14 protein-coding genes and 1 tRNA gene are annotated in these 9243 nt (G+C 50.6%); all 15 read left to right on the top strand.

Annotated features, from left to right (window positions below; translation table 11 throughout):
* The first annotated feature begins 27 nt into the window (after positions 1-27).
* Positions 28-1473: a preprotein translocase subunit SecY gene (gene secY, locus E3E32_RS05700; protein WP_167730752.1), complete on the top strand. Its 1446-nt coding sequence runs from the start codon at positions 28-30 to the stop codon at positions 1471-1473.
* 75 nt (positions 1474-1548) lie between these two features.
* Positions 1549-2139 (top strand): adenylate kinase, encoded by a 591-nt coding sequence (locus E3E32_RS05695; protein ID WP_167711043.1) that lies wholly within the window; start codon positions 1549-1551, stop codon positions 2137-2139.
* The gene (locus tag E3E32_RS05690) at positions 2132-2659 is read left to right on the top strand and encodes a DUF106 domain-containing protein (protein ID WP_167730751.1); all 528 of its coding nucleotides are present in this window, start codon (positions 2132-2134) and stop codon (positions 2657-2659) included. Before E3E32_RS05695 ends, E3E32_RS05690 begins: the two co-directional genes overlap by 8 nt.
* A 42-nt stretch (positions 2660-2701) precedes the next feature.
* Positions 2702-2974: a 50S ribosomal protein L34e gene (locus E3E32_RS05685; RefSeq protein ID WP_012571050.1), complete on the top strand. Its 273-nt coding sequence runs from the start codon at positions 2702-2704 to the stop codon at positions 2972-2974.
* Positions 2975-2983: 9 nt separating this feature from the next.
* Complete coding sequence (gene cmk, locus E3E32_RS05680; protein ID WP_167730750.1) at positions 2984-3577, top strand: (d)CMP kinase; 594 nt, start codon at positions 2984-2986, stop codon at positions 3575-3577.
* On the top strand, positions 3578-3829 hold the full coding sequence (locus E3E32_RS05675; RefSeq protein WP_167730749.1) for a 50S ribosomal protein L14e: 252 nt from the start codon (positions 3578-3580) through the stop codon (positions 3827-3829).
* 80 nt (positions 3830-3909) lie between these two features.
* Positions 3910-4617, top strand: coding sequence for an SDR family oxidoreductase (locus tag E3E32_RS05670; RefSeq protein ID WP_167730748.1), 708 nt, complete (start codon positions 3910-3912; stop codon positions 4615-4617).
* A gap of 60 nt (positions 4618-4677) precedes the next feature.
* Complete coding sequence (locus E3E32_RS05665) at positions 4678-5682, top strand: RNA-guided pseudouridylation complex pseudouridine synthase subunit Cbf5 (protein WP_167731014.1); 1005 nt, start codon at positions 4678-4680, stop codon at positions 5680-5682.
* Between the two features lie 330 nt (positions 5683-6012).
* Positions 6013-6813, top strand: coding sequence for a hypothetical protein (locus E3E32_RS05660; protein ID WP_240910569.1), 801 nt, complete (start codon positions 6013-6015; stop codon positions 6811-6813).
* Between the two features lie 208 nt (positions 6814-7021).
* Positions 7022-7405 (top strand): hypothetical protein, encoded by a 384-nt coding sequence (locus E3E32_RS05655; RefSeq protein WP_167730747.1) that lies wholly within the window; start codon positions 7022-7024, stop codon positions 7403-7405.
* Positions 7406-7499: 94 nt separating this feature from the next.
* Complete coding sequence (locus E3E32_RS05650; protein ID WP_167730746.1) at positions 7500-7679, top strand: hypothetical protein; 180 nt, start codon at positions 7500-7502, stop codon at positions 7677-7679.
* 64 nt (positions 7680-7743) lie between these two features.
* On the top strand, positions 7744-8022 hold the full coding sequence (locus E3E32_RS05645) for a hypothetical protein (RefSeq protein WP_167730744.1): 279 nt from the start codon (positions 7744-7746) through the stop codon (positions 8020-8022).
* A 65-nt stretch (positions 8023-8087) separates the two neighbouring features.
* Complete coding sequence (locus tag E3E32_RS05640) at positions 8088-8675, top strand: class I SAM-dependent methyltransferase (protein ID WP_167730742.1); 588 nt, start codon at positions 8088-8090, stop codon at positions 8673-8675.
* Positions 8661-8747, top strand: a tRNA-Ser gene (locus E3E32_RS05635). The genes E3E32_RS05640 and E3E32_RS05635 overlap by 15 nt, the downstream gene beginning before the upstream one ends.
* Before the next feature lie 39 nt (positions 8748-8786).
* Positions 8787-9236, top strand: coding sequence for a 30S ribosomal protein S13 (locus tag E3E32_RS05630; RefSeq protein ID WP_167730740.1), 450 nt, complete (start codon positions 8787-8789; stop codon positions 9234-9236).
* Positions 9237-9243 lie beyond the last annotated feature (7 nt).

The raw sequence follows: 9243 nt of genomic DNA, 5'->3' as shown, positions 1-9243 counted from the left end.
TAATTTAACTTTTGGCGGGTGTTACTCATGGGGTTCAGAAACGTAGTGTTCGCGATTGAGAGGTACTTCCCGGAGGTTGAGCGGCCTAAAAGACACATTCCGCTCAAGGAGAAGTTCATGTGGACCGCCATCGTTCTGCTGCTGTACTTCGTTCTCGCGGAAATTCCGCTCTATGGGATTCCGGAGAAGATCCAGGATTACTTCGCCACGCTCAGGTTCGTCCTTGCCGGTAGAAGCGGTTCTCTTTTGACGCTGGGTATAGGCCCAATTGTCACCGCGAGCATAATCATGCAGCTTCTCGTCGGTTCCGAGATAATTCACCTTGATCTCTCAAATCATGAGGATAGGAGGTTTTATCAGGCCGCTCAGAAGTTGTTCGCTGTATTCATGAGCTTCTTCGAGGCGGCAATATACGTCTTTGCCGGCGCTTTCGGTAAGGTTGACACCAGCCTTGGCGCCTTCCAGACAGTCCAAACTCCGGGAGGCGCGGCTTACATAGGCATAGGGCTCGCCATACTGATACTTCTCCAGCTGGGATTTGCCTCGGTGATGCTTATCCTCCTCGATGAGCTCGTCAGTAAGTGGGGTATAGGTAGCGGTATCAGCCTCTTCATCGCCGCGGGAGTTTCACAGACAGTTATCGTCAAGGCCCTCAACCCTATGACTACTGCTGAATACATCGATCCAGTAACTGGCGGGCCGGCCATAGTTGGTGCTGTACCTGCGTTTATCCAGCACTTGTTCTACGGTGATGTTACCGGAGCCCTGTACAGAGGAACGCTACCAGACATGATGGACCTGCTGGCAACCATAGTTGTATTCCTAGTCGTCGTCTATCTAGAGAGCATGCGCGTTGAGATCCCGCTCAGCTATGGAAGGGTTACCGTTCGTGGAAGGTACCCGATAAGGTTCATGTACGTCAGCAACATTCCGATAATCCTGACGTTTGCTCTCTACGCCAACATACAGCTCTGGGCCAGGCTCCTCAACAACTTTGGCTACACTTGGCTTGGAACCTTCGATGCCAATGGATATCCCATAAGCGGATTTGTCACATATCTCTACCCACCAAGGGACATCTACCACGTCATAGCAGATCCAACGAGGGCACTAGTTTACGCCCTAATGACAATATTCTGGTCGATAATCTTTGGTTTCTTGTGGGTAGAGCTCACCGGCCTAGATGCCAAGAGCATAGCCAGACAGCTCCAGAGCGCTGGACTTCAGATTCCAGGGTTCAGAAGGGATCCGAGGATACTCGAGAGGGTTCTCAACAGGTACATACCCTATGTTACCTTCTTGGGTTCATTCACCCTAGCACTTGTCGCAGTGCTGGCAGACTTCCTTGGAGCTCTCGGAACTGGAACAGGAATCCTCCTTACCGTCGGTATCCTCTACAGGTTCTATGAGGAGATAGCCAGAGAGCAGGCCACCGAGATGTTCCCCGCTTTGAGAAAGTTCTTTGCCAAGTGAACTCTTTCCTTTCTTTACAAAACCTTTTAAACCCGGTTCGATTACTTCTTCCAGAAACCTCCTTGGGTGAGCATGATGCCGTTTGTGGTCATGATAACAGGAATCCCTGGCGTGGGGAAGAGCACCATAACCCGGCTGGCTCTCAGAAAGGCCCGAGCTAAGTTCAGACTGGTAAATTTCGGGGATCTAATGTTCGAGGAGGCAGTTAAGGCTGGCCTGGTGGAGCACAGGGACGAGATGAGAAAGCTCAATCCAAACGTCCAGAAGGAGCTCCAGATGAAAGCGGCAAGGAGAATCGTTGAGATGGCAAAAACTGAACCAATACTCATTGACACTCACGCCACCATACGAACCCCTGTCGGTTACTTGCTCGGCTTCCCCAAGGAGGTTATAGAAGTCATAAACCCTAACTTCATAGTCATAATTGAGGCCACGCCGAGCGAGATACTCGGTAGAAGGCTTAGGGATCTTAAGCGCGATAGGGACGTTGAAACTGAAGAACAGATACAGAGGCATCAGGATCTGAACCGTGCCGCGGCGGTTAGCTACGCGATGCACTCCAACGCGCTTATAAAGATAATCGAGAACCATGAGGATAAGGGCCTTGAGGAGGCTGTCCACGAGCTTGTTGAAGTACTGGATTTGGCGGTGGGAGAGTATGATTGAGGGAATATATGCATTCCTTGACAACCTGTTCGGACCAATGATAACCTCGTACCACCCGATATGGGTAGTTACTGTGTCGGGAATAATACTCGGTGCGTTCTTCACCTTGATCAACTACGTTCTGGTTGATCAGGAGAAGGTTAAACTTCTCCAGAAGAAGAGCAAGGAGTTTCAGAAGAAGTACAAAGAGGCCCAAGCCTCCAGGGATGAGAAGAAGCTTAGAAAGCTCCAGCAGGAGCAGATGGAGCTTATGAAGCTCCAAAGTGAGGTCATGAAGGACACAATGTTCAAGGTCACCCTGCTGACGATGCCTATATTCTGGATATTCTTCACTTGGCTCAGGAGATGGTACTTTGAGGTAGGCATAGCAAAGGCTCCCTTTGACTTTTTCCTCTTCGACTGGTTCCATAGCCTGTATCACTCTGGCCTTCCTCCCAGTGAGCTGGGATACATAGGTTGGTACATCATGACCTCCATGATAACGGGTTACATCCTTAGGAAGCTCCTCGATATGGGTTAAATTTAAAAACGCTTGACAAAAAGGCATTGCGAGGTGAGAGAAATGAAGCCAATGTACAGGTCAAGGTCATGGAGAAGGAAGTACGTCAGGACTCCGGGCGGAAGGACGGTCATACACTTCGAGAGGAAGAAGCCAAAGATTGCCCACTGCGCCATGTGCGGCAGGCCGCTCAACGGTGTCCCGCGCGGCAGGCCGAGCGAGCTCAGGAAGCTCCCGAAGACCAAGAAGAGGCCGGAGAGACCCTATCCGAACCTCTGCCCGAGCTGCATGAGGAAGGTTATAAAGGCCCAGATTAGGGCCGGGATTTCCCTTTGAGGTGCGAACATGCCCAAGGGCTGCCTCGTCATAACCGTCAGCGGCCTAGCCGGTTCGGGAACGACCACTCTGTGCAGGAATCTCGCCAAGCACTACGGCTTCAAGCACATCTATGCCGGCTTAATCTTCCGTCAGATGGCCAAGGAGATGGGCATGACCCTTCAGGAGTTCCAGGAGTATGCTGAGCTTCATCCCGAGATCGACAGGGAGGTTGACAGGAGGCAGGTTGAGGCAGCCAAGGAGTGCAACGTCGTTATTGAAGGCCGCCTTGCAGGCTGGATGGTTAAGGACGCTGACCTTAAGATATGGCTCGACGCTCCGATAATGGAGCGCGCCAAGCGTGTCGCCCGCAGGGAGGGCATAACCGTAGAGGAGGCCTTCGTGCAGATAGCCGAGCGCGAGAAGGGCAACAGGAAAAGGTATTTAAACCTCTACGGTATTGACATCGACGACAAGTCGATTTATGACTTGATAATCAACACCGCTAAATGGGGTCCCGATGGGGTCTTCGCGATTGTGAAGGCCGCCATCGACCACCTTTACCCCGACGGTGACGCGGGGTCGGGCGTTAGCCCGGGCAACAAAAAGAAGGAGGTGGGATGAATGCCAGCCATTGAGATTGGAAGAATAGCCGTTATCATTGCAGGAAGGAGGGCTGGCCAGAAGGTCGTCGTCGTTGACGTCATCGACAAGAACTTCGTCCTCGTTACCGGCGCTGGCCTCAACAAGGTCAAGCGCAGGAGGATGAACGTCAAGCACCTCGAGCCCCTCCCAGAGAGGGTCAACATCGAGAGGGGCGCTGACGACGAGGCCGTCAAGGCCGCCCTTGAGCAGGCTGGAATCAGCCTCGAGTGAAATCGCTGGAGGCCTTCTGGCCTCTTTTTAACTTCTCAACACTTTTAAGGTCCTTCTCTGGAGACTCTTTTGGTGATGGCATGAAAACTGCACTTATAACAGGTGCGACCGGCGGCATTGGGAGGCTTCTGGTGGAGGCTCTCGTTGGGAGGGACTACCGGGTTATAGGCGTTGCGAGAAATGAAGAGAGACTGAAGGAACTCCAATCGTTGGGTAACTTTGACTATATCGTGGCAGATCTGCGGGAGAGAAACGTCCCTAAAGTTATTAGAAGTGAGTTGAGAAACCTCGGTGTTGAGAGGCTCGACGTTCTCATAAACAACGCAGGCTTTGGTATACTGAAGCCCCTGGTAGAGCAGAGTGAAGAGGAGCTGGAAGAGATTTTCAGGGTGAACACGATAGCCCCGGTGGCTCTCACACGTGAGCTCTTGGACTTAATCCCTCGGGGTGGCAAGGTTGTGATGGTTTTGAGCGGTGTGGTTTTCGTGAACGTGAGGGACCTTCCTTCCTACGGTGCCTCAAAGGCGGCCCTTCACTATCTCTCAGTTAATCTAGAGCACGAGCTTGAGAAGAAGGGAATAACGCTCATCCGGGTTTATCCCAAGCAGGTCTCCACACCCTTCTGGAACGACATGGTTCCACAGGGGACACTACACCCTAAGGATGTCGTCAGTGCAATCATCACCGCCATCGAAAAGAACAAGCGCGAGGTCTTCATTCCGAGTTATCTTAAGCTCGTGAAGTACCTCCCCCGTTGGCCTGTCTTCAACTACCGCTTCAAGTTCTGAGGGCAGGTTTATAAAGCGCGAACTCGAGGTTACCACGATAACGCTCATTGGGTGATGCTCATGGCGAGGGACGAAGTGAGGAGGATCCTTCCGGCCGATATAAAGCGCGAGGTTCTGATAAAGGACGAGAAGGCTGAGACAAACCCCAAGTGGGGCTTTCCGCCCGAGAAGAGGCCAATGGAAATGCACATGCAGTTTGGCATAATCAACCTCGACAAGCCTCCAGGCCCTACAAGCCACGAGGTAGTTGCTTGGGTTAAGAAGCTCTTCAACCTTAACAAAGCCGGTCACGGTGGAACCCTTGATCCCAAGGTGAGCGGTGTTCTTCCCGTTGCCCTCGAGAGGGCCACACGGGTAGTTCAGGCCCTGCTTCCAGCGGGTAAGGAGTACGTTGCTCTGATGCACCTCCACGGCGAGGTTCCGGAGGACAAAATCTACGCCGTTATGAAGGAGTTTGAGGGGGAGATAATCCAGAGGCCGCCGCTGAGGAGCGCGGTCAAGAGAAGGCTGAGGACGAGGAAGGTCTACTACATCGAAATTCTGGAGATAGATGGAAAGGACGTGCTCTTCAGGGTTGGAGTGGAGGCGGGAACCTACATCCGTTCACTGATCCACCACATCGGCCTTGCCTTGGGTGTTGGGGCCCACATGGCCGAGCTTCGCCGTACCAGAAGCGGCCCCTTCAAGGAGGATGAAACCCTGGTAACCCTCCATGACCTTGTTGATTACTATCACTTCTGGAAGGAGGATGGCATTGGGGAATACTTCAGGAAGGCGATACAGCCGATGGAGAAGGCCGTTGAGCACCTGCCGAAGGTGTGGATAAGGGACTCTGCGGTTGCAGCGGTTACTCATGGCGCTGATCTCGCGGTTCCGGGAATAGTCAAAGTTCACAAGAGCATCAAGAGGGGCGACCTGGTTGCGGTCATGACTCTCAAAGACGAGCTGGTAGCCCTCGGTAAGGCCACCATGACCAGCGGCGAGATGCTTCAGAAGAGCAAGGGAATAGCCGTCGATGTGGACAAGGTCTTCATGCCGAGGGACTGGTACCCGAAGATGTGGTGACGAAAGACAAGGGGGCCCCGCCCCCTTATCTCTCTGTACTCTCAAACCCCCGAAGTGGGGCTTCGCCCCACAAACCCCGTTTTCTCTTAAACCTTCGGGGGACTAACGCCCCCACGCCCCCGAAACTCTGGTTGCACAAGTAACGGTTGTTTGTGTCCATTTGTCTACTCTTTTACTCCTCCTTCTTTTGACTTACTCTCGTCGTTTTGATACGGTTGGAAATTGAAAATCCTACGAAAAAAAAAAACGGAACTAATTCAAACTTGTAATTGAAAAAACTTTTAAGGATTTTAGCATTATCTTTTGTGACAATCTCTGGGGGTCTCCATCATGGAAGGTGTCTTTAGGAAGGTCGGTGCTGTCATCTTATTGGCCATGCTGTTGAGTTTGCAATTGATTGCTGCACCACAGGCCACGGCAATGACCGCCAACAACTCCAGCATAACCTTCAGGAGGGCTGTGGTTGCTTGGTACGATGATAAGGGCAGGCTCCAGATGAACGTTACGTGGGTGAATAAGACCATAGACTTCGCGAACTTGACCAATGCCTCATGTGCATGTCACAACTCAAGCTCTTGCAGTGCTGTGAATTCACTAAACGTTTCTGTTGTCACGCTTTACAACATGACGAAAAAGCACGAGCAGTTGCTCTTCATTGGAATTAGCCTTTACAACGAGACTTTTAACTACACTATGTATACGCTTGTTTATAGGGCTGAGCGGAGCCAGTACAACTTCACGCTAATCACGAGGATCTTCACTGACCCTGAGACTGGAGAGTACAGGGTTTTTCTCACTGGAATGAACATTGCTCCAAATGATGAGGATAAAGTTGTCCCTGTTGGGGATACGATTATCACTAAGGATAACCTTACGCTTTCAGAGTATTACTGGACTCTCAACAAGGTTCTCATGAAGCTCCGCAGGGGCGATGAAACCAACTGGATTTGGGGCAGGAGCGCTTATGAGCTGAGACACCTCTCGCACTTGGTAAGACTCAAGCTCCCAGAATATAACCAGGAGAAAGCAGGAGGAACAGCTTTTATTATGGACACAAATATTATCTGGTGTTCTATTAACTGTACGCTGTGTGGCTCTGTGATCCAGCTATACTTGGATGCATTGCCATAACTGGAGGGACAGGAGTTATATTCTGTGTTGCTACTGTACTTGGAATTTCTATCGCTACAGCATATCTTCAGCTTGCAGCAGCTTCAGGGATTGCATATGTTTGTATCTACTGTTGCTGTTGCTTTGGTGTACCAGCATGTTGTAATGCACTACCATGAGTGTCAAAATCTTTTTTATTTTTCATGTCTGAGATAGTGGAGGGGGGAGTATGTCAGAAAACGTAATCTACTTGATTGCATTTATACTCGGGGCTTTGTTATCGGTGCTCTTAGTTAAGACATCTATGCGAAAAAAATGGCCTTTAGTTGGGATTTTCATTACCCTGCTTCTGTTGTTCGGAGCATGCTATGGGGCCCTTGTGGGAAATTTTTACATGGTTCTTGTTAACTTGTATTTGGCTGCTTTATTTGTTCCCGAACTTCACAAGAACATTCGGATTGTTAAGTGCTCTCTAGTTGTGATGTTTGGGAGTTTGATTTTGATATTGTTAGAGGGGAATTTTATTAAGGCTGTGGCGATCATTGGGATAGTTAGTAGCTTGCTTGAAATGTATAACTGGAGAAATACGAAACCAGCAATGGAATCTGGGTAGGTCAATGATATCCGTGTTAGAGGGTAGTATCTGTTGAATTATTGCTTTAATATGATGAGTTTGGTTAGGATTAGTATCCCGACAGGTGAGTCTAATGATTAAGTTTGAAAATGGTTGGTTGAAAATGTGGATACTACTGGGAGCGATTGGAGGTGCCATTGGATTATTAGCAGTATCAACGATTATGGGGCGAGAGTTCCCAGCAGTTGTCTATTTCGGGTTCATTGCGGGATGGAGTATTGTGGGAATTGGGTTATCCAGGGCCAGAAGGTGATGCTACCCATTGTTGTGCATCATACTTTTATGCTTTGAGCTTATTGAATAGTAGGTGAAAACTTGTGTCCTCAATAGAGTATGGAGCATACGCAGGAATACTTGGAGGGACTATCTACCTCCTTTTACTTTTTGCGTTCAGAGATTCCTTTGCAAGCCGCAGCAGGATTTCATGGATAATCCAGCTGGAGATGGCAATCTTCATGGTGCTCATGGGCCTCATGGTTTGGGGAACTCGTAGTGGAAGTGTTCCCTCCATGTACTTGGGGGCAACTGGATGGGGATGGCTTGCAGTGGTCATAGTGACGGTGTTGCTGTGGTTTAGGAGCAACCCTAGGGGATAGTGGTCTGGAGAAAAGACTCACGATGTATGCCCCACATTTATAAACCCCTCAACGAAGCACCCCACATGAGCCACTACTACTCCGAAGAGCCAAACGTTCCTCTCAAGACAAAGACCATCGAGGTCTGCCTCAGGGGTTATTGTTTCAAGTTCATAACGGCCAGTGGAGTCTTCTCCTTCGGGAAACTCGACAGGGGAACGGAACTGCTCATAGAGAGCATGATACTTGACGGGAACTGGCGCGTCCTCGACCTCGGCTGCGGCTACGGTGCAATAGGGATCGTTGCCTCTCGTTTTGTTGAATACGTCGTCATGACCGACGTGAACAGACGGGCGGTAAGCATAGCGAGGAAAAATTTAAAAATCAACAACGTTAGAAACGCCGAGGTTAGGTGGGGAAGCCTCTACGAGCCCGTTAAGGATGAAAAGTTCGACACAATCATCACTAACCCTCCGGTGCACGCGGGAAAGGAAGTCCTGAGGGAAATAGTTATAAATGCTCCCCGGCATCTCAACGATGGAGGCCTCCTGCAACTTGTTATCAAGACGAAGCAGGGGGCAAAGTATATTAAGGCTCTAATGGATGACCACTTCACCGAAGTAAGAGAGCTGGCAAAGGGGAGCGGTTACCGCGTGTATGCCGGGATCGCCTAGCCTGGGATGGCGCGGGCCTTGAGAGCCCGTGTCCGTATGGACACCGGGGTTCAAATCCCCGTCCCGGCGCCAAAATCCTCTCTGAAGGATTGATATGGAGGTGTATTCGTAATGACGGACAACTTCAGACACATCGTCCGTGTAGCAGGAGTTGATTTGGACGGAAATAAACAGCTGAGATGGGCCCTTACGGGCATCAAGGGCATAGGGATAAACTTCGCCACCATGGTGCTCAGGGTTGCAGGAATCGACCCGTACATGAAGACCGGTTACCTGACCGACGAGCAGGTCAAGAAGATTGAGGAGATCCTTGAGGATCCGGTCGCCCACGGAATCCCGACTTGGGCAGTCAACAGGCCGAAGGACTACGAGACTGGTAAGGATATGCACCTCATCACCGCCAAGCTTGTTATGGCCTGGCGTGAGGACATCAACAGGCTCAGGAGGATCAGGGCTTACCGCGGCATAAGGCACGAGCTCGGACTGCCGCTCAGGGGACAGAGAACTAGGTCGAACTTCAGGCACGGTACCACCATCGGCGTGAGAAGGAGAAAGAAGTGAGGTGGTG

The organism is Thermococcus sp. GR6, from assembly GCF_012027415.1.
GTDB lineage: Archaea > Methanobacteriota_B > Thermococci > Thermococcales > Thermococcaceae > Thermococcus > Thermococcus onnurineus.
This window is presented reverse-complemented; position numbering and strand designations above follow the sequence as displayed.

Coding starts and splice junctions, on each gene's coding strand:
- secY (WP_167730752.1), top strand. CDS start 28: ATGGGGTTCAGAAACGTAGTGTTCGCGATTGAGAGGTACTTCCCGGAG.
- E3E32_RS05695 (WP_167711043.1), top strand. CDS start 1,549: ATGCCGTTTGTGGTCATGATAACAGGAATCCCTGGCGTGGGGAAGAGC.
- E3E32_RS05690 (WP_167730751.1), top strand. CDS start 2,132: ATGATTGAGGGAATATATGCATTCCTTGACAACCTGTTCGGACCAATG.
- E3E32_RS05685 (WP_012571050.1), top strand. CDS start 2,702: ATGAAGCCAATGTACAGGTCAAGGTCATGGAGAAGGAAGTACGTCAGG.
- cmk (WP_167730750.1), top strand. CDS start 2,984: ATGCCCAAGGGCTGCCTCGTCATAACCGTCAGCGGCCTAGCCGGTTCG.
- E3E32_RS05675 (WP_167730749.1), top strand. CDS start 3,578: ATGCCAGCCATTGAGATTGGAAGAATAGCCGTTATCATTGCAGGAAGG.
- E3E32_RS05670 (WP_167730748.1), top strand. CDS start 3,910: ATGAAAACTGCACTTATAACAGGTGCGACCGGCGGCATTGGGAGGCTT.
- E3E32_RS05665 (WP_167731014.1), top strand. CDS start 4,678: ATGGCGAGGGACGAAGTGAGGAGGATCCTTCCGGCCGATATAAAGCGC.
- E3E32_RS05660 (WP_240910569.1), top strand. CDS start 6,013: ATGGAAGGTGTCTTTAGGAAGGTCGGTGCTGTCATCTTATTGGCCATG.
- E3E32_RS05655 (WP_167730747.1), top strand. CDS start 7,022: ATGTCAGAAAACGTAATCTACTTGATTGCATTTATACTCGGGGCTTTG.
- E3E32_RS05650 (WP_167730746.1), top strand. CDS start 7,500: ATGATTAAGTTTGAAAATGGTTGGTTGAAAATGTGGATACTACTGGGA.
- E3E32_RS05640 (WP_167730742.1), top strand. CDS start 8,088: ATGAGCCACTACTACTCCGAAGAGCCAAACGTTCCTCTCAAGACAAAG.
- E3E32_RS05630 (WP_167730740.1), top strand. CDS start 8,787: ATGACGGACAACTTCAGACACATCGTCCGTGTAGCAGGAGTTGATTTG.